Below are 20,295 nucleotides of genomic sequence, written 5' to 3' on the forward strand. Positions count from 1 at the left end.
TGTTATTCCTCCGGAACCCAGTTGGCCTTGCGTTTGTTCAGGAAGGCACCAAGTCCCTCCTGCCCTTCGGCACCCACCCGGATGTCGGCAATGCGTTGTGCGGTATCGTCGATTACATCGGCGCTGATCGGCTTGTGGCTGACGGCAAACACCAGGTCTTTCGCCGCTTTCATGGCTTCTGGGCCGTTGATGGCCAGTTGCTGCAGCATCTCGTTACAGCGTGCGTTCATGGCTTCAACATCGTCACAGACGATGTGCACCAGGCCGTATTCCTGCGCCTGCGTTGCGGAAAACACTTCGGCGGACAGGAAGTAACGGCGGGCCTGGCGCTCGCCAATGGCGCGTACCACGTAGGGGCTGATCACAGCGGGGATCAGGCCGAGTTTCACTTCGCTCAGGCAGAAGCTGGCTTTCTCGGTGGCGAGCACGATGTCGCAGCAGGCGGCCAGGCCGACGGCTCCGCCGAAGGCGGCACCCTGCACCAGGCCGATCACCGGCTTGGACAGGTGGTTAAGCACGTTCATCAGCCGCGCCAGTTCCCGCGAGTCGTCCAGGTTTTCCTGGCGGCTGTTGTCCGCCATGCGGCGCATCCAGCCCAGGTCCGCCCCGGCGGAGAAGTGTTTGCCTTCGGAGCGCAGGATGACGACCTTCACGTTGTTGTCAGCGTCGACGTTCTCAAGCGCGGTAATCAGTTGCTGGATAATCACGTCGTCGAAGGCGTTGCGTTTGTCCGGGCGGTTGAGAACCACCTCGGCAATGCCGTCGGACCGGTGTCTGAGCAGGACTGCGGATTCGTTGTCTGTCATGTCAGTCTCCCCGATTACATCCGGAACACGCCGAAGCGTGTTGGCTTGGCCGGGCGGTTAAGGGTGGCGGACAGGCTGAGGGCAACCACTTCCCGGGTCTGGGCCGGGTCGATCACGCCGTCGTCCCACAGCCGCGCGCTGGCGTAGTAGGGGTGGCCCTGGTGTTCGTAGGAGTCGACGATGGGCTTCTTGAACTCGGCCTCTTCATCGGCACTCCACTCCTGGCCTTTGCGCTCCATGCCTTCGCGCTTGACGGTGGCGAGTACGCCGGCGGCCTGTTCGCCGCCCATGACGGAGATGCGGGCGTTGGGCCACATCCACAGGAAGTCGGGGCTGTAGGCGCGGCCGCACATGCCGTAGTTGCCGGCGCCAAAGCTGCCGCCGATCAATACGGTGATCTTGGGCACCTCGGCGCAGGCCACGGCCATGACCATCTTGGCGCCGTGCTTGGCGATGCCTTCGGATTCGTGCTTCTGGCCCACCATGAAGCCGGTGATGTTCTGCAGGAACAGCAGCGGGATGTTGCGCTGGCAGCACAGCTCAATAAAGTGCGCGCCTTTCTGGGCGGATTCGCTGAACAGGATGCCGTTGTTGGCGATGATGCCCACCGGGTAGCCGTGGATATGGGCAAAACCGGTCACCAGGGTCTGGCCGTAGTAGCGTTTGAATTCGTCGAATTCGGAGCCGTCGACAATGCGGGCGATGACGTCGCGCACGTCGAACTGTTTGCGCAGGTCGGTGCCGACAATGCCGTAGATTTCTTCGGCGTTGTACAGCGGTGCCTTGGGTTTGCGGATCTCCACGTCGGCCGGTTTTCGGCGGTTGAGGTTGGAGATGCAGCGACGGGCGATTTCCAGGGCGTGGGCGTCGTTTTCGGCGTAATGATCGGCCACACCGGAGACTTTGCAGTGCACGTCGGCGCCGCCCAGGTCTTCGGCGCTGACGACTTCACCGGTGGCGGCTTTTACCAGCGGCGGGCCGGCCAGGAAGATGGTGCCCTGGTTGCGCACGATGATGGATTCGTCGGCCATGGCGGGTACGTAGGCACCGCCGGCGGTGCACAGGCCCATGACGACGGCGATCTGGGGAATGTCGTCGGCGGACATGCGGGCCTGGTTGTAGAAAATGCGGCCGAAGTGGTCGCGGTCCGGGAAGACGTCGTCCTGCCGTGGCAGGTTGGCGCCGCCGGAATCGACCAGATAGATGCAGGGCAGGCGGTTCTGCAGGGCGATTTCCTGGGCGCGCAGGTGTTTCTTGACCGTCAACGGGTAGTAGCTGCCGCCTTTAACGGTGGCGTCGTTGGCGATGATCATGCATTCGGTGCCGGAGACGCGGCCGACGCCGGCGACGACGCCTGCGGCCGGCACTTCTTCATCGTAGACGTTGTAGGCGGCGAACTGGCCGACTTCCAGGAAGGGGGAGCCGTCGTCCAGGAGGCGGTTGATGCGTTCCCTTGGGAGCAGTTTGCCGCGGGCGATGTGGCGTTCCTGGTAGGAGGGGCCGCCGCCTTGCTGGATGGTGGTTACTTTGTCCCGCAGGTCGGCCACGGCCTTGGCCATGGATTCCTGGTTCGCCTGGAATTCTTCGGACCTTGGGTTCACTTTGCTTTGGAGTATGGTCATGGCTTGTTAGTCCGTTTTTTAGTCCGTGCGTCGGGTCTGATGGCATGGCGCTCCGGGACACGCCGTGAATACGTCCCTGTAGGCTCGTAAAAAACATCCCTGTTTTTTACGGTCCCGGAGCGCCATGCCACCAGACCCTCGTCGTTCTTGGGTGCTGGCCTTGCGATGCCACTGCCTTTAATTGTTCAGATACAGCTCACGACCAATCAGCATCCGGCGGATTTCGGACGTGCCAGCGCCGATTTCGTAGAGCTTGGCGTCCCGCAGCAAACGGCCTGTCGGGTACTCGTTGATGTAGCCGTTGCCGCCCAGCAACTGGATGGCGTCGAGGGCCAGTTTGGTGGCCATTTCGGCGGAGTAGAGGATAGCGCCGGCGGCGTCTTTGCGGGTGGTGTTGCCGCGGTCGGCGGACATGGCGACCATGTAAACGTAGGATTTGGCGGTGTTCATCCAGGTGTACATGTCAGCCACTTTGCCCTGCACCAGTTCGAATTCACCGATGGCCTGGCCGAACTGTTTGCGTTCGCGGATGTAGGGAACCACCACGTCCATGGCCGCCTGCATGATGCCCAGCGGGCCGCCGGAGAGCACGAGGCGTTCGTAGTCGAGGCCGCTCATCAGGACTTTGGCGCCGTTGCCTTCGCCGCCCATGACGTTTTCCTTGGGCACTTTGGCGTCTTCGAACACCAGCTCACAGGTGTTGGAGCCGCGCATGCCGAGTTTGTCGAGCTTCTGGGCCTGGCTGAATCCCGGGGTGTCGCGTTCCACAATAAAGGCGGTGATGCCGCGCGGGCCGGCTGACGGGTCGGTTTTGGCGTAGATCACATAGACGTGGGCGTCGGGGCCGTTGGTGATCCACATTTTGCTGCCGTTGAGCACGTAGTGGTCGCCGGCATCTTTGGCGCTGAGTTTCATGGAGACGACGTCGGAACCGGCGTTGGGTTCGGACATGGCCAGGGCGCCGATGTGTTCACCGCTGATGAGCTTGGGCAGGTATTTCTCCTTTTGCTCGTCGGAGCCGTTGCGGTTGATCTGGTTAACGCACAGGTTGGAGTGCGCGCCGTAAGAGAGTCCCACGGAGGCCGAGGCGCGGCTGATTTCTTCCATGGCGATGACGTGTGCGAGGTAGCCCATGCCGGAGCCGCCGTAGGCTTCGTCAACGGTAATACCCAGCAGGCCCATGTCACCGAACTTTTTCCACAGGTCGTTGGGGAACAGGTTGTCATGGTCGATGGCTTCGGCGCGGGGGGCGATTTCACTGGCGGCAAAGCCGTTGATCTGCTCGCGCAGCATGTCCAGGGTCTCGCCGAGGCCGAAGTTGAACTCTGAGTATTGTGATTTCATGGTTGGCTACCTTTTGATCTTGCTGTTATTTCTGCTCGGTGGACTCAGGCTCTTTGGTGGTGGCCTTTGTCTGTTTACGCTTTCGTTGTTGCAGGTCAGCAAGCGCCTCGCGGCATCTTGCTTCTGCGGTGTCCATTTCCATTTCAGCCTGGGCAATGTCGTTCTTCTGTTGCTCCAGTTGCGCCCGCTTACGGGCCAGGGTGTCCAGCATCAGCAGGAGTTGTTTTTCGTTGCCGCTGAGGGTTTCGTCCCACAGGTCAAAAAGCTCCTTGGTTTCCGCCAGGGAAAAGCCCATGCGTTTGCCCCGGAGGATCAGCTTCAGCCGCACCCGGTCCTTCGAGCTGAAGATCCGGGTCTGGCCGCGCCGGGTAGGGTGCAGTAGACCCTGATCTTCGTAGAAGCGTACGCTTCGTGTCGTCACGTCGAACTCTTTGGCCAGCTCGCTGATGCTGTAAGTTTTCTTGATGTCCATAGAGATTTCCTTTTTAGACTTAGGTTAGATAAAGTTTACGTAAACGTAAAGTATTTTTAAGGCCCGATTTCAACCAACAGATATGTGAAACAGGAGTGAATGATGGAATTCAAAAATGTGGCAGCGATTGTAACAGGCGGTGCATCCGGCTTGGGCGAGGGCTCAGCGCGTGCCCTGGCGGCAGCTGGGTGCCGTGTGGCGATTCTGGATGTTCAGGAGGAGCAGGGTAGAAAAGTGGCGGAAGACATTGGGGGCGTCTTTATTTACTGCGACGTGACGTCTTCTGAGAGTGCGGAAGCTGCGTTCAGCGAAGCCCGTAAGGCGCATGGGCCCTGTGGCGTGGCGGTCAGCTGCGCGGGTATTGCTCCGGCCGCAAAGATCCTGGGCCGGGATGGTGTGATGCCGCTTGAGGCATTCAGCAAGGTGGTTCAGGTCAACCTGATTGGGTCCTTTAACATTCTGCGTCTCGCCGCGGCCGATATGGCCCAGCGGGAGCCCAACGCGGATGGCGAGCGGGGTGTGATTATCAACACGGCGTCTGTGGCGGCTTACGAGGGCCAGATTGGCCAGGCAGCCTACAGTGCGTCAAAGGGTGGCGTGGTATCGCTGACACTTCAGGCCGCCCGCGAGCTTGCCCGGGAAGGTATTCGGGTCAACACTATTGCTCCGGGAATCTTTATGACGCCAATGATGGCGGGCATGCCACAGGAAGTGCAGGACAGTCTCGCGGCCACGCTGCCTTTCCCCAAGCGATTGGGCAAGGCTGAAGAGTTTGGCATGTTGGTAGATCAAATGGTGCGCAACCCGATCCTCAACGGGGAGGTTATCCGCCTGGACTGTGCACTGCGCATGGCGCCTAAATAAAGCAGCTGCGCGTTAACACGAATCTCACCTCTTTGGTGAGGTTCAGTGGTGGGGCTCAGTCGGTGATCGGCTGAGTTTCACTGTCTTTGAGGGGTATTTTTCTCGATACGACCCTGTATAACGACGAAAGATTCAAATGGGTTCCATACGAAAAAATCGCGTTTGATTCGATTTTATAATATCGATTTTTATTTTTTTGCGATTACGAAATAGAAAAGCGCACTCCTTTCTCTCATATGTACCTTATCGGTGCATGCTCTGATGATTTCCTTTTTCATTTCTTCTGCGTTGTCAGGCGACTAGGTCTTTCCTGTATTCCAATTGTGCACACCAAAAATCAAGACATGTATCCCTTGCCTATAGTTGAAATTATCTTTTCGTAACAGGCATTTAACGTTTCGTTACGATAGTTTTCTGGCTGTTGGAACGCTGTGGACGACGTAGATCGCTTGCCGGTGATTTGTCCGTCTTCGTGTTCCCCCAACTCAAACTGGATACTCAAAAGGCGCATCAGGGCAACGTTTTCTGTTGAGCGTGCCTGTTCGTAATCAGACACCGGTCGCGGGGAAAAGTTCAAAAAAGAACCTCTTTCCGATTTCGGGGTCGCTGTACCGAGCCTTTTGAGTGTCATCAGTCAACCAGTAGTCAGTCGTTGGATTCATGGCGGCTCCCGGGTGGGAGTCGCTGGATGACAGTCAGGGGAGTAAAGGATATGCGAGTCAGTATTTTTGGTTTGGGTTATGTCGGGGCGGTGTGTACCGCCAGTCTGGCCCAGCGGGGGCATCACGTGGTCGGTGTGGATGTGTCGCCCATCAAAATTGATCTGATCAACAGCGGCAGGTCTCCCATTGTGGAGCCGGGGCTGGAGGAGCTGCTCCGGAGCGGGCGCGAGAACGGATTCATCAACGGCGTTACCGACGGGCACATCGCGGTTCAGGAGAGTGAGCTGTCGATGATCTGCGTGGGCACGCCCAGCAAGCCAAATGGCGATCTTGATCTGCAGTTTGTCGAGAAAGTGTGTAGCGATATCGGTAATGCCCTGAAGGACAAGGGTGACTGGCACCTGGTAGCGGTGCGTAGCACGGTGCTGCCCGGAACGGTTCGTGAGGTGGTCATCCCGGCTTTGGAGAAAGCGTCCGGGAAACGCGCCGGCGTTGATTTCGGTGTGTGTGTGAACCCGGAATTCCTGCGGGAAAGCACGGCGATCAAGGATTATGACCACCCTCCGATGACGGTCATTGGTGAGCTCGACGAACGCTCCGGCGAGTTCCTGGCGCGGATATACCAGGACCTTGATGCCCCCATCATCCGTAAGCCCATCGAAGTGGCTGAGATGATCAAGTACACCTGCAACATCTGGCACGCGACCAAAGTCAGCTTCGCCAACGAGATCGGCAATATTGCCAAGTCGATGGGCGTGGACGGCCGGGACGTCATGGACGTTGTCTGCCAGGACAAGAAGCTGAACATTTCCCGCTATTACATGCGCCCGGGCTTCGCCTTCGGCGGTTCCTGTCTGCCCAAAGACGTGCGCGCACTGACTTACCGGGCCAATCAGATGGACGTGAAGCACCCTCTGCTGAGCTCGATCATGAGCAGTAACAATGAGCAGGTTGCTCATGCCTTCAAGATCCTCACCGGCTACGGCTGTCGCAAGGTGAGCATGCTCGGCCTGAGCTTCAAGTCCAACACCGATGATCTGCGGGAAAGCCCGCTGGTGGAGCTGGCCGAGATGCTGATTGGCAAGGGGTATGACCTGCAGATCTTCGACCGCAACGTGGATTACGCCCGCACCCACGGCGCCAACCGCGAATACATCAACCAGAAGATTCCGCACCTCTCGAACCTGATGCACAGCGACCTGCGTGGCGTGATTGATCACGCGGACGTGATCGTGGTCGGCAACAACGACGAGCTGTTCGAAACGGTGATTTCGGAGGTGCCTGAGGGCAAGCGGGTGATTGACCTTGTGGGCTTCATGAAGACCACAAGTACCGAGGTGCTGGAAGGCATCTGCTGGTAAGTCTTCACCCCCATGCGTGACGTCCTGGTGCCCTGGTGGGGCGGGGCGTCACGCTCAGAAAACGCACGGAATGTTATTTCAGGAACGGACGGCATGTCTTATATCTCAGACAACATAGTGTCCAGAACAGGCGGTTGGCTGCTTTTTCTCTCCGTACTCGGGGCGTTGGCGATCTCTTTGCCCACTACCTATACGGTGAGGGGCGGCGCCCACTTCCTCCTGGTCATCGGGGTGATTGGTATCTGGCGGTACTCCGTTGGGTTTATCCACTTTTTGCGTGCGATGTATTTCCTTAAATGGGCATTCCCCAAGATTCGGCGCCGGGCAAAGGCGTTGGGCGAAGACGCCGCTCCGTCCCATGTCTATCTGATGGTGACCAGTTTCCGTATCGATGCCGACACCACGGCCATGGTTTACAACTCTATTATCCGCGAAGCGGTTGAGTGTGGTTGGCCGACAACGGTGGTGGCATCGGTGGTGGAGCTTTCCGATGAAATGCTCATGCGGGCAATGTGGCGGAAGCTTGACCCACCCAGCCACATCAGGCTCAAGATTGTGCGCATTCCGGGGACCGGTAAGCGGGATGGTCTGGCGTACGGCTTTCGTGCCATTTCACGGGATCTGCCTGACGAGAATGCCGTGGTGGCCGTGGTGGACGGCGATACCGTGCTGGAACCCGGAGTGGTACGTAAAACCGCCCCTTACTTCCGGTTGATGCCGAACATCGGCGCGCTGACCACCAACGAGTTTTGCGAGGTGCGCGGCAGCTATCTGATGTCTGAATGGCACAAGCTGAGGTTCGCCCAGCGCCACATGAATATGTGCTCGATGGGGCTGTCGTATCGGGTTTTGACGCTCACCGGTCGCATGTCGGTATTCCGGGCCAGCGTGGTTACGCGCCCGGAGTTCATCAGCGACGTGGAGTATGACTCCCTGAAGCACTGGCGGCTGGGCGAATTCCGCTTTCTGACCGGCGATGACAAGTCCAGCTGGTTCAGCATGATGCGCCTGGGCTACGACACCTTCTATGTGCCGGACGCCACGATTCGCACAGTGGAGCATCCACCTGATCCCAGCTTTATCCGTTCTGCCCGTCAGCTGATGTTTCGCTGGTATGGCAACTCCCTGCGGCAGAATTCACGGGCTACCAAGCTTGGCCCCCGGCGCCTTGGATGGTTTACCTGGTACGTGCTTTATGACCAGCGCATTTCAATGTGGACCAGCATCCTGGGGCTGACTGCGGCTATCGTCGCGTCCATCAAGTACTCCGGTATTGTGCTGGTGGCCTACCTGCTTTGGATTGGGCTTACCCGTTTGGTGCTGACGTTGCTGCTTATCACTACCGGACACTCGGTCGGGCCAGCCTATCCGTGCATTCTCTATTTCAACCAGATCTTCGGCTCGCTGGTGAAAATCTATGTCTTTTTCCGGCTCGACCGACAGTCGTGGACACGCCAGAAAACCCGGTTCAGCGCGAACAACGCGTCTTTCCAACAACGCATGAACCGTTGGTCGTCAAGAGTGATGACGATATCCGCAGGCAGTGTCTTTCTGGCGGTGGTGATGAAGCTGGTATAGCGCAAGGGGAGTTTTTCTTATGTACACCAATCATCGTTGGGACAACACACAAGGATCAAAGCAATGAATATGGCAGCAAGTAGGGCAGATATTGAACCGCAGTTTGTCCATGAATCCGAGGCACAGCGACAGTATGCCCGGGTAAGAATTCCGGCCAAGCTGTTTGTAAACCTTGGTGGCTCAACCCACAACTTTCCGGTGGCCGATCTTTCGGCCGGTGGGTTCAGTGTCAACACGGGCCTGGAGTCGTTTCGTCAGGGCCGGGTCTACAAGGGTCGCCTGGTGTTCAAGGTTGACGGCTTTGATCTTGCCATTGACGTGAACTTTGTCCCGCGCAGTTTCGATTCGATGAATGATCGCTGTGGGTGTGAGTTTCAGGATCTGGGAGCCCGGGAGGTTTCCGCCCTGAGATACCTCATTACCGCATTCCTCAGCGGTGAAGTGGTTTCCGCCGGCGATGTGCTCAACACGCTGTCCCGCGAAAACTTCACCAAGGCCCGCAAAGGCAAGGGCAGCAATGACCTTGGATTCTTCGGCAAGCTTCGCGCCATGGTCGGAAGCCTGATCGTGATGTTGATAGGTCTGTTTGCGATCAGCTTTGTGGTTTCCGAACTGTGGGACATCTACTTCGTAACCAAGGCGGAGTCCGCCATGGTGGCGTCGGAGCAGATTCCCCTGCGGATTCCCAAAGACGCAAAGGTTACAACGCTGGTCAAGCCTGGGCAGGAGGTCAAGGCGGGCGAGGCTATCGCTACTTTTGACGCGCCCATGATGTCTTATGTGAATGACCTGGTTGGAGAGGGCAACTACAGCGTCGGCCAGATCGAAGAGCTGTTGGACCAGCGGGTTCGGGGAACGATCACCAGCCCCTGTGACTGCAAGGTGGTGAACATGAGGCCGGCGGAAGACCAGTACATGAGCAAGGGTGAGCAGCTTGCGGTTATGGCGCCGATGGACTCGTCCGCCCACGTTGTTGCCAACTTCCCGTTTAACCAGGGTGAAAAGCTCGAAGAAGGGCAGCAGGTGATATTGCGGCTCCCCAACGGCAAGGAACAGACCGGGCACATTACGTCGCTGTATGTGAACTCCCAGGCTCAGGGCGGGCTGGTCGACGTTATCAGTGCGTCTATCGAATCCGCCGAACCGCTGCCGATTGAAGCAATCGGACGCCCCATTGGTGTCACGGTCGACCAGTTCCGGATGCCGAGCCTGCAGAAGGTTGTTGAACGGTTTTCGGAAGGTTGAGGGAGTTGCGGAGCATGAAGCGAGTAGCGTGCATTGCCGGTCTGTTCACTCTGGTGCTGTCTGGTTGTGGCAACCTGCCCGACATTCAGCGGGCTGAGAAGGCTGCTGCCGAAGGTGACGTTCAGGAGGCCCGGGCGCAGTTGGAAAAGCTGGCGAAGTTTGGCCTGGCGGACGCCCAGGTGGAGCTGGGGGATCTTTATGGTGCGCAGGACACACCGGAAGCACGCCAGAAGGCGCTGGATTGGTACAGGAAGGCCGCGGAGCAGGGTAGTGAACGAGCTGCTATCCGGATAGGCAAGATGAATGCGCGGGAAGGGGAAACCCCGGAGCAGCGGGCCAATGGCGCCCGTTACCTGCGCAAAGCGCTTGCGGAAGGTGATAAGACGGCGTTGATCCCGTTGATCAACCTGTACATCCATTTCCCCCGGGAGTTCCCCAACGGCAAACCGCTTGAGCTGATTCAGCAGGCCCGCGCCGCCGGAGATCCGAAAGGCGACGTGGCGCTGGCCCGTTACTACCTTCTGACCGGCCAGTTCGAGAATCATACGGACGAGATTGAAGGCCTGTGCGCGCCCATTGCCGAGGCCCAGCCCGAATGCTTCCAACTGCTCGCCAGAGTGTATCTGGTTGATGGCCGGAGTGAGGATCTGAAGGCACTTGTTGACCGGGCCAAGCAGGCCTGGGAGCAGGGCAGTATTGAAGATCGCGATCTGTACCTGTTCGCGCGGTGGTTGTCGGACGACGAAACCCCGCAAAAACAGGTGGCTGCCACCAACGAACTCTACCAGATGTTGACGCCCGACTACGTGCCCGCCCTGACGGCGCGCGCCAAGTTGATCATGGAGAACAACTACCTCGCTGAACCGGAGGTCGTTATCGAGATGCTTCGGGAGGCGCGAGCCAACGGTGACCTGAAGGCGTCGCTGTCACTGGCCCGGGCCTATGAGCGAGGCCGCATTGTGCCGACCGATCCGAAGAAGGCGATCGAGTACGCCATGGAAGCGCGTGAAAAATACCCCTCGGCGGAATACCTGCTCGGGCGCATCTACAAGCGTGGCTATCTCGGGGAGCCAGATCCCGAAAAGGCCAAGCAGCATCTTCTGACGGCGGCACGCCGAGGCTTTCCAAAGGCGGATTACGCCCTTGCCGAGCTTTACTGGGAAGCAAAAGGCATCGAGGTGAACCGTGTTTATGCCTGGAGTTTCGCGTTGCTGGCAGTGGAGGGCGGCGTTGAGCGTGCCAAAGAACTGATGGTGGATATGGTTCTGTCGCTACCCGAACACACCGAAAAGAGAGCTGAGGCCCTGTACAGGCAGGAACGTGCCGCGCGGCGACAGATGATCGCCGGAGGCACTTCAGGCCCGGCAACGACCACAAAACAAGGAGGATAAGCTCAATGCAGCTTATAACGAACTATCGATTAACTCGCCTCGCACTCTCTGTCAGTTGCCTGGCATCACTCGGCGTAGCGCCCGCCGTAGCGCAGTCTACAGACGAGGCGAACCAGAGTTATCCGCGGCTGGTTGAACAGAACATAAAGTCCAAGCTCAGTTTTATCAGCGAAGGCGACCGGCGCCTTGGACTGGGCTCCAATGGCGAGACCAAATCCAACGAAGCCGGCCTCGACATCAAGCCCGAGTGGGTCTGGCAATTGTCACCTCACTGGCGCTCAAAACTGCGTCTGCAGGCGTTTGGCGCAACCGGTCAGGTGGATGTTAGCGACGAAATTGGCGGCACGACCACCACCGACGGCTTTCTTGCGCTCAGGGAGGCTTGGCTGGATTACAACGGCCTGAGCGACTATCCCGGGGAGTCGATTCGCTTTGGCCGTGAGCGTCTGAAGGAAAACAGCGGTATGTGGTGGGACGACGATATTACCCTCACGCGATGGATCTTCAACACGTCGCTGCTGGACACCACCGTGGGTGTCGCCCAGAAGTTCGCCGAGTTGCGGACTGACAACAACGAACTTCAGGACGAAGAGCAGGACATTGCTCGATTTTTTGCCCATACACGCTGGCAGTGGCGGAAAGGTCACTACCTGGGCTTCCTGGTGACCCATGGCCAGGGCTACGGAGATCAGGCTGAAGAATACGCATTGCGAGGCCAGACGCTGGATGAAGGTTTCACGGACTCGCTGACCTGGACGGCCCTCCAGGCGGATCGGAGCTATTTCGATTGGCACTCCCACGATACGTTCCAGTATTTCGCGTCGGTTGCGGCAGTGAATGGTACGGACACTGTGGTCGGCACAGACCCCAGTGCGCCCAATGGCTTCAGCGATCGTGAACGCGATGTCTCCGGTTGGGCGGCAGACCTGGGCGCGCGTGCCCAATTGCTGGATACGCCCCGCTGGGTTGTCGGCGCTCACGGTGCCGTTGCGTCCGGTGGTGGTGAGCCTGGCGAAAGTGATGCCTTTCAGCAAACCAGCCTGGAAAGCAACCGCTCAAGGTTTACGGGAACCCGCTCCCAGGTGCCGCGGTTTGGTGAAGCCATTCAACCGGAGTGGAGCAATATCCGGGTCTTGACCTTCTACACCGCATTGTCTGACCGCGATACCTGGGACGCCAACCTGCTGTACCACCGTTACTGGCTGAGTGATGAGAACGGCGCCGTGCGTTCCGACCTGGTCGAGCCAGGCTTTACCGGCAGCAGTGATGACCTGGGCCAATCTGTGGATCTGGTATTGGGCTACTACGGCGATAGCGCTTCAACCTCCTGGGCGGCGTTTGATGTCCGTTTGCGTGGTGGCGTTTTCATGCCAGGGGATGCCTACGGCGAGGACGCAGATGACGCCAGGCATCGGGTAGTTGTAGACGTGTCGAAGCGGTTCTGAGGAGAACTCATGAAAATCCTGGAAACCCGATGGGCTTTTTGCCTTCTTACCACGGTGCTCATATTGCCGCTGAATGCGTTGGCTGCAGCCAGCGCCGACGATGGCAATGTGGTAAATGCGCCGCCGGCGATTGCGCCCTTGGAGGAAGACTATGACATCGAGATAAAGTCTGGCGAGGAGCTGTATTTGCCTGAGCCTGAGATCCCTGATGTATCCGGCTATAGCCGTGACGCCATCGAGTCAAAGCTTGCCGGTCGGCAGGATTCCGCACCGAATGTAACGGTGGAACGTATGGGCGGGGTCAGTGCACTGGGGGATTTCGTGGACGAAGGGCGGGCGCGCGAGTGGGTGATCCGTCAGTTTTCACATCCTCAGGCGATTATGGTTAACAGCGGGAAGGTGACGCTGGAGGATGTCTATCGGCAGGTGAATGATCGTCGCTACATGGAACAGGTCGGCGATGGTACTTACATCATTCGTTTGCCGCTGGCGGTCAAACAAGAGGCCACCCTGGTTCTGCGCGATGAGACTCTGCGGCTTTCGGAGGAGCGTGGTTCGTTTATTGCCAACGACGGCTGGCTGTTTGCCATTGACAGCAAGATTATTGGGTGGCGCGAGGAGGCCAATGGCCCGGCCACGTTCCAGAAGAAAAGCAACTTCCGTCCGTTCTATGTGGGCTGGGGCGGTAGCGAGAATTTTATTCTCGGCACCACCATGGCAAATCTGGGTTATCTCCAGAGTAAATCCTATGGGTTTACCGTGGCCCAGTACTCTGAGTACGACAACGCCCGTCTGCAGCGCAGCGCGCCCCATGCCTGGCTGGTGGAATCCACCTTCGAGGATCTCTACTACGGGTTTTACTGCTATGAGGCGGAAGACGTTGCCATCGTCGATAACGTCTACCGAGACAACATCGTGTATGGCATCGACCCCCATGACTACTCCAGCCGACTGCTGATTGCCAACAACGAGGTTTATGGCACCCGTGAGAAGCACGGCATCATCATCTCCCGCGAGGTAAATAACAGCTGGATTGTTGGAAACCGTAGCTACGACAACGGACTATCCGGCATCGTTCTGGATCGTCAGAGCTCCAACAACGTGGTGGCCAATAACGTTTCCTATGACAACCAGGGTGACGGTATCGGGCTCTACGAGTCGCCGGACAACCTGCTCTGGGGCAACCGGTTGATGAACAATCTGCGCAATGGCATCCGGGTCAGAAACAGCAGCAATGTGAATGTCTACCACAACGTTGCGGTGCTCAACGGCACCTGGGGTATTTATGGTCAGTTGAAAGACCTGTCCGCCACCGACCGTAATTTCAAAGAAGACTTCTACTCCTACGAGGTGTCGATGAACGTGGTGGGCGGCGAACTAGCCTCCAACGCCAGCGGCCCCCTGTCGACCGACAACCCTGCTTACATCGCAATTTATGACGTTGGAATGCGATTCCCCAGGTCAGACGTGGGGATCCACTTCGAGGGTGTGCTTGGCAAATACCAGATGCAGATTTTTGACGCACTACGGAACCAGGGGCGTGCAGTATTCATAGAGCCCACGGCTGTGGTGTCGGGCCAGGTTACGCAGGCGGAGAACTGACATGGTTTTTTCATCCAATATCTTCCTGTTTCTGTTCCTGCCCGCCTTCCTGGGGCTGTATTACCTGACACCGTTCAGGCACCGCTCACTGGTTATCCTGATCGGCAGCTACGCCTTCTATGCCTGGTGGCGGGTGGATTTCCTGTTGCTGTTCGTGGCCGTGACCTTCTGGAACTATTTCATCGGCCTGGCAATACACCGCGCCGGTGTTGGCACCGCGAGTGCCCGCAAGTGGGTTGCCATCGGTGTTGGTGGTGACCTGGCGACGCTCGGCTACTTCAAGTACGCCAACTTTGGTGTCGACAGCCTGAACGACCTGCTGGTCAGCGCCGGCAGTCAGCCGCTGGAACTGGCGAATATCATCCTGCCCATCGGCATTTCCTTCTACATCTTCCAGGCCATTTCCTACGTGGTGGATGTCTATCGAGGGGATACGGAACCGACCCGGCGGTTTATTGATTTCGCGGCTTTCATTGCGTTGTTCCCCCAGCTTATTGCCGGGCCGGTGCTGCGTTACAAGGACCTGGCGGATCAGTTCACCTACCGCACCCATACCATGGAAAAGTTCGGTGAGGGCGCGTTCAGGTTCATGCAGGGCTTCATCAAGAAAGTCTTCATTGCGGATTCGATAGCACCGCTGGCGGACAGTGCCTTTGCGTTGTCTGACCCCAGTACGGCGGATGCCTGGCTGGGCATCCTGGCGTACACCGCGCAGTTGTATTTCGACTTTTCCGGCTACTCCGATATGGCCATCGGCCTGGGTCTGATGATGGGCTTCCGGTTTAACGAGAACTTCAACCAGCCCTACATCAGCCAGAGCATTACCGAGTTCTGGCGTCGTTGGCACATCAGCCTGTCCACCTGGCTGCGGGATTACCTGTACATCCCCCTGGGCGGCAACCGCAACAGTACCGTCAAAACTTATCGCAACCTGCTACTCACCATGTTGCTCGGCGGCCTCTGGCACGGCGCCAACTGGACGTTCCTGTTGTGGGGTGCCTGGCACGGTCTGTTGTTGTCGGTGGAAAGGGCGCTGGGTGTGTCGGGCAGCCCGTCCGGGTTCCGGTTCTTCCGGTGGGCGCTGACCTTCCTGTTCGTGATGCTCGGTTGGGTCACCTTCAGGGCCAGCACGCTCACCGAGGCCTTCGGCTTCTACGGTGCCATGTTCAGCTTCGACGGTGCCGGCCTGAGTGATGTCTTTGTCCAGGGCATCCGGGACCTGAACCTGGCGATCCTGGTCGTGGCTTTCGGAGTGATCGCGATGATGGGGCTGAAGGATCGGCTCGGGCATCGTGAGGTTGGCCCCATCCTGTCCGGCTGGCGGTCCGCCGCTGCGCCGTTGCTGGTTCCGGTGTTTGCGCTCGCCGTGTTGAAACTGTCCGCTGAGAGTTTCTCACCGTTCCTGTACTTCCAGTTCTGAGGGTGGATTTGATGACTAAAACGTCTGCACGAATCACAGCTGTTCTCTTCATCGCGCTGGTTCTGGGGCTGGGTGTGCTGTCCTTGCGGCCCTTGCTGGGCTATCAGGCTGAAACGGGGCTGAGCCCGGTCAACGGTGAGTTGGCCCGCAACCTGGAGAGCCATTACGACGATCAATTCCCGGCGAAGGATCTGGGAACCAATCTCTGGGCCGCGATCAACTACACGCTCTTTGACGAGGGCCGGAAAGGCGTTGTCGTGGGACAAGACGAGTGGCTGTTTACCGATGAGGAAATCTACCCGGCCAGCCGTGACGGCGAGGTGGTCGATCGCAACCTGAGTCGTGTACAGCGCGTCGCCGACTATCTGTTGGCCGAGGGCGTTCCGCTGGTTGTGCTGGTGGTGCCCGCCAAGGCCCGAATCCATTCGGACATGCTGGGCAGTACGAAGCCCGAACCGACGATGATGTCACTGTACGACCGGTTCCAGCAGTCACTGGCGACAGCGGGCATTCCCGCGCCGGAGCTGAAACCGTTGTTGGAGCAGGCGACACGTCATGGAGAATCGGTGTTCCTGAGAACTGACACCCACTGGTCGCCGAACGGCGCAAACCTCTACGCGAAAGGCGCTGCCGAGTTCATCCGCGATCGCTTCAATGGCCTGTCCTGGGGCGAGCAGAGCTTTGTGACATCCATTGGCCAACCGGTCCAGCACCGTGGTGACCTGCTCAATTACATTCCAGTGGAGCCAGCGTTTACCGACTTCGGTCCTGCACCTGACCAACTGGAACCGAGAACGACGCGCGCCCAGAACGACGGCCAGGCGAACGCCAGCGCCCTGTTTGGCGATGACGTCACTAACACCGTTCTGGTTGGCACAAGTTACAGCGCCAATGAACAGTGGGATTTCCCCGGCGCCTTGCGAAAGCACCTGGGGCAGGACCTGATCAACGTGGCCGAAGAAGGCGACGGCCCTATCGTACCAATGATCGATTACCTGAACTCTTCCGATTTCCGGGATCAACCGCCGCAATTGGTGATCTGGGAATTTCCCGAGCGTTACCTGGCACAGCCACTGGAGTCCGAACAGGCCCAGGCTTGGTTCCGCCGGGCTGATAACACGCTGACCGCGCAAGCGGATAGCCGTTCTGAAACCAACCCCTGAGGATGATGAAAATGAGAGCACTGATGCATACCGCTTTTTTTGCCCTGATCAGCAGTTTGCTGGTCTCCATGAACATGGCCCAGGCCGGCGAGGACGCGCTTTATGCCGCGGAGGCGCCGGACGGGGCGGCCTTCATTCGCGTGGTGAACGCGGATGCCAGCGGCGCCATCGCTCGCGCCTCTGTGGGCGACAAGGTGATCAAGGAAGTATCGCCGTTGGAGGCGAGCCCCTACATTTACCTCTCTGAGGGTAACTATCAGGTGGACGTTGCCGGTCAGAAGACGTCCGTCAACATGAAAAAGAACGAGTTCTACACCGTGGTTGTACTGGATTCCGGTGAGATGAAAGTGATGAAGGATGTCGCCTTCGACAACCCTCGCAAGGCACTGCTTTCATTCTACAACCTGACCAGCAATAGCGGGGTCACTCTGAAAACGTCCGACGGCAAGGTAGCCGTGATTGATGCAGTGGGCTCCCTTGATGTGGCCAATCGCGAAATCAACGCCGTCAGCATTGCGCTGGGCGCTTTCCAAAGCAACAAGGCGCTGGCAACCACCAGTGAAGTCAATCTGCAGCGCGGCAAGGTATTCAGCGTATTTGCCATCGACGTTGGTGGCGAGCCGAGGCTGGTTGTCGCTGAAAACCGAGTGGATACATCGGTATGAAGCAGGTGTTCAGAGGCCGTGGATTATGGGCGCTGGTTGCGCTCGGGCTGCTCAGCGTCGCGGGTGTAAAGGCCAGCGCCGCCGAACTGCCCGAGTACAACATCGAACGCTGTTGTGACCTGTGCCCACTCACGGCATACCCATCCAGCTACGACACCGGTTATCTGAAGAACTTCAAGATGCTGGTTCAGGGCAAAGACGGCTGGCTGTTCCGTTCGGAAGCGGAACTGGTTGAGCAGTTCGGGCCGAACCTGGAAGGCCTGAAACACCTGAAGCGCTTTGCCAGGCACCTGAAGCAAACCACCGGTACCGAATTGGTGATGGTGTTCCAGCCGACAAAAGGCCTGGTTCATCCCAATCATCTGCCCGCGACATCGCCGGTGCCGTTCAGCTGGAACGTGGCCCGTAAAAATTACGCTGACGCGTTGATGCGTTTTCGCCAGGCAGGGCTGGTGGTTCCAGACCTGACGCCCCTTCTGGACGAAGAGACACGTGAAGACGCCTTCTTCTTTAAGCGGGATCACCACTGGACACCTTATGGTGCCCGGCGGACCGCAGAGGTCGTGGCGGAGCGAATCAAGGACATGCCGGCCTATCAGTCGCTGTCGCAGCAGGAATTCGTGACTCGTCGGTCCGGGTTGATCCGAAAGGACGGGTCGCTTCAGGACGCGGTTAAACGGATATGCGGTTTCGAGTACGGCTCGCAGTACGTGGACGAGTTTCGCACCGAGTCCTCCGGTACCGGCCAATCCGCTGAAGCCAGCGCCCTGTTTGGCGACCAGGACTTGCCCCCCATCACCCTGGTGGGCACCAGTAACAGTAAGGGTGCCCAGGACTACAACTTTGTCGGGGCGCTGCAGGAGTTTCTGGGTGTCGAGGTGCTCAACGTGGCGGTTGCCGGCGGTAGCTACGACGGCTCCATGTTCGAATACCTGCTTTCCGACAACTTCCGGGAGTCGCCACCCAAGATCATGATCTGGGAGGTGCCCGGTTACCACAACCTCGACAGTGCGGAGTTCTATCGGCAGGTCACACCGATGATCAGTGGTGCCTGTGAGAGCCAGGAGCCGGTGTTGCAGAAAACCACGCCGGTCAAGGCCGGGACCACCGAAGTGCTCTACAACGGCGGTGGACAGTTCATCGAAATGCCGAGCAACGAGTACGTCGTCGACCTGCAGTTCAGTGACCCGGGGGTGAAAGAGGTTGATGCCTTCATCTGGTACGTGTTCGGGCGCAAGGACCGCGTGGATATGGAGTACGGCGATCGGGTTGAAACCCCTGGCCGGTTTGTCTTCGAGCTCCCGGAAGGGCCGAACTGGAACGATGAAATGTTCATGTCGCTGGACCTCGCGCTGAAACCGGAGCAGGTCTCGGAAGGCTTAACGGTAACCACGAAAATCTGTCGCCGTCAGGACATCTGACGCACATTCATCCAACGCATAGAGAGGATGGTTATGCGAATCCAACAACGCTCTGAACATCGACAATGGGGCCGGGTGCTGCTGTCTGCGGCGATAACCGCCGTCTTTGGTGTGAGCAGCGTTCACGCCGGGCAGTGCCTGAACGGACAACTGCGTGCTCCGGTGGGCTATTACCAGACGCCGGAAGACAAGGATGGCGGTGACTACGACTGCGAGCGGGTGGAGCCGCACGTCGGCTCGCTGTCGCTGACCAGTAAGTACAAGGGCAGTGACAGCGCTCGCAACAATCTGAACAAGCAGGCCTATGAAGAGTACAAGAAGGCCACCAGCAACGTGCGTGATTTCGAGAAGGCTGTTATCGCTGCCGCCGATGACTACCAGGTTGATGGCGATGGCCCCGAAGCGCTGGATTGCGTATTGGACAATCTCGACGCGTGGGCATCATCGGATGCCCTGTTGACGGATGACATCAATCACGTCGGTCAGGCGGTACGCAAATGGGCACTGGCAGCCGCTGCGAACGCCTATCTCAGGATGTGGACGTCGGCGCCGGAGGCCGCCATGGATCTGGAGCGGGCGCGCCGAATTGAAGACTGGTTTCTGCGCTTGAGTGATGGGGTCCGTGATTACTACACGGATCGAAAAGCCAAGAAGGTCAACAACCATGATTACTGGGCCGCCTGGGCCGTGATGTCGGCATCGGTGGCAACCCAGGACTGCGACGACTGGAACTGGTCGCTGGCCAAGTTCGATGAAGCCATGGGGCAGATCAATGAGGACGGTTACCTGCCCAAGGAACTCAGCCGGGAAACCCGGGCCTTGGAATACATGAACTACGCCATGCAGCCCCTGACCATGATCGCGCTGTTTGCCGAGGTCAATGGCAACTCTGTTTATGAGCGTTACCAGGATCAGTTTACGAAAATGGCCGGAAATGTCGTCGCGGGGCTGGATGATCCGGAACGAATTGAAGACATCACCGGAGACGAGCAGATTGTCGACGGGCTTTATAAGGCCTGGTCCCTGGCCTGGATGGAACCCTGGCAGGCCGCCTGGGGACCTGTTGAGGGAATGCCCGCCTTTCTGGATGAACTTCGGCCGATGAAATCCACCCGTCTGGGTGGCGATATTTCCTATCTGTACGGCATTAACCCGCTGTGGCCCGAGGGCGCGCAGCCGGATCCACCCAGCAACATCACCCTAAGTAAACGGTTCTAACGGGCCCTGGTTCAAG

General features: G+C 58.3%; 16 protein-coding genes. 12 read left to right on the top strand and 4 right to left on the bottom strand.

Annotation, left to right across the window (positions count from 1 at the left end):
- Nucleotides 1-2: 2 nt before the first annotated feature.
- From AAGD24_RS02240 to AAGD24_RS02255, 4 genes are all read right to left on the bottom strand, one after another.
- Nucleotides 3-806, bottom strand: a complete 804-nt coding sequence (locus AAGD24_RS02240; RefSeq protein ID WP_379866381.1) for an enoyl-CoA hydratase-related protein — start codon at nt 804-806, stop codon at nt 3-5.
- A gap of 14 nt (nt 807-820) precedes the next feature.
- Nucleotides 821-2,428: a carboxyl transferase domain-containing protein gene (locus AAGD24_RS02245; protein WP_075195365.1), complete on the bottom strand. Its 1,608-nt coding sequence runs from the start codon at nt 2,426-2,428 to the stop codon at nt 821-823.
- Nucleotides 2,429-2,605: 177 nt separating this feature from the next.
- Entirely contained in the window at nt 2,606-3,772 is a 1,167-nt protein-coding gene (locus tag AAGD24_RS02250) for an isovaleryl-CoA dehydrogenase (RefSeq protein WP_075195364.1), read from the bottom strand.
- A gap of 25 nt (nt 3,773-3,797) precedes the next feature.
- Complete coding sequence (locus AAGD24_RS02255; RefSeq protein WP_041334396.1) at nt 3,798-4,244, bottom strand: MerR family DNA-binding transcriptional regulator; 447 nt, start codon at nt 4,242-4,244, stop codon at nt 3,798-3,800.
- A gap of 102 nt (nt 4,245-4,346) precedes the next feature.
- Between AAGD24_RS02255 and AAGD24_RS02260 the strand changes: the two genes are divergently transcribed.
- The 12 genes from AAGD24_RS02260 (at nt 4,347) to AAGD24_RS02315 (ending at nt 20,279) form a co-directional block, all read left to right on the top strand.
- Nucleotides 4,347-5,108, top strand: coding sequence for an SDR family NAD(P)-dependent oxidoreductase (locus AAGD24_RS02260; protein WP_007153315.1), 762 nt, complete (start codon nt 4,347-4,349; stop codon nt 5,106-5,108).
- A gap of 712 nt (nt 5,109-5,820) precedes the next feature.
- Complete coding sequence (locus tag AAGD24_RS02265; RefSeq protein WP_036202667.1) at nt 5,821-7,131, top strand: nucleotide sugar dehydrogenase; 1,311 nt, start codon at nt 5,821-5,823, stop codon at nt 7,129-7,131.
- 93 nt (nt 7,132-7,224) lie between these two features.
- A complete protein-coding gene (locus AAGD24_RS02270) occupies nt 7,225-8,709 on the top strand; it encodes a glycosyltransferase family 2 protein (protein ID WP_041334401.1) in 1,485 nt (494 codons plus the stop codon).
- 63 nt (nt 8,710-8,772) lie between these two features.
- Entirely contained in the window at nt 8,773-9,954 is a 1,182-nt protein-coding gene (locus tag AAGD24_RS02275; RefSeq protein WP_051946516.1) for a PilZ domain-containing protein, read from the top strand.
- A 14-nt stretch (nt 9,955-9,968) separates the two neighbouring features.
- Nucleotides 9,969-11,345, top strand: coding sequence for a tetratricopeptide repeat protein (locus AAGD24_RS02280; protein WP_075195363.1), 1,377 nt, complete (start codon nt 9,969-9,971; stop codon nt 11,343-11,345).
- A gap of 5 nt (nt 11,346-11,350) precedes the next feature.
- Nucleotides 11,351-12,790: an alginate export family protein gene (locus tag AAGD24_RS02285; RefSeq protein ID WP_075195362.1), complete on the top strand. Its 1,440-nt coding sequence runs from the start codon at nt 11,351-11,353 to the stop codon at nt 12,788-12,790.
- Nucleotides 12,791-12,799: 9 nt separating this feature from the next.
- The gene (locus tag AAGD24_RS02290; RefSeq protein WP_379866385.1) at nt 12,800-14,392 is read left to right on the top strand and encodes a right-handed parallel beta-helix repeat-containing protein; all 1,593 of its coding nucleotides are present in this window, start codon (nt 12,800-12,802) and stop codon (nt 14,390-14,392) included.
- Nucleotide 14,393: 1 nt separating this feature from the next.
- Complete coding sequence (locus AAGD24_RS02295; RefSeq protein ID WP_379866387.1) at nt 14,394-15,812, top strand: MBOAT family O-acyltransferase; 1,419 nt, start codon at nt 14,394-14,396, stop codon at nt 15,810-15,812.
- An 11-nt stretch (nt 15,813-15,823) separates the two neighbouring features.
- Entirely contained in the window at nt 15,824-16,975 is a 1,152-nt protein-coding gene (locus AAGD24_RS02300; RefSeq protein ID WP_379866389.1) for an alginate O-acetyltransferase, read from the top strand.
- 11 nt (nt 16,976-16,986) lie between these two features.
- The gene (locus AAGD24_RS02305; RefSeq protein WP_041334419.1) at nt 16,987-17,640 is read left to right on the top strand and encodes an alginate O-acetyltransferase AlgF; all 654 of its coding nucleotides are present in this window, start codon (nt 16,987-16,989) and stop codon (nt 17,638-17,640) included.
- Nucleotides 17,637-19,061 (top strand): alginate biosynthesis protein AlgX, encoded by a 1,425-nt coding sequence (locus AAGD24_RS02310; protein ID WP_075195358.1) that lies wholly within the window; start codon nt 17,637-17,639, stop codon nt 19,059-19,061. Before AAGD24_RS02305 ends, AAGD24_RS02310 begins: the two co-directional genes overlap by 4 nt.
- 33 nt (nt 19,062-19,094) lie before the next feature.
- Entirely contained in the window at nt 19,095-20,279 is a 1,185-nt protein-coding gene (locus AAGD24_RS02315) for an alginate lyase family protein (protein ID WP_157665625.1), read from the top strand.
- Nucleotides 20,280-20,295: the final 16 nt, after the last annotated feature.

This window comes from Marinobacter sp. M5B (assembly GCF_042604615.1).
Lineage (GTDB): Bacteria > Pseudomonadota > Gammaproteobacteria > Pseudomonadales > Oleiphilaceae > Marinobacter > Marinobacter salarius.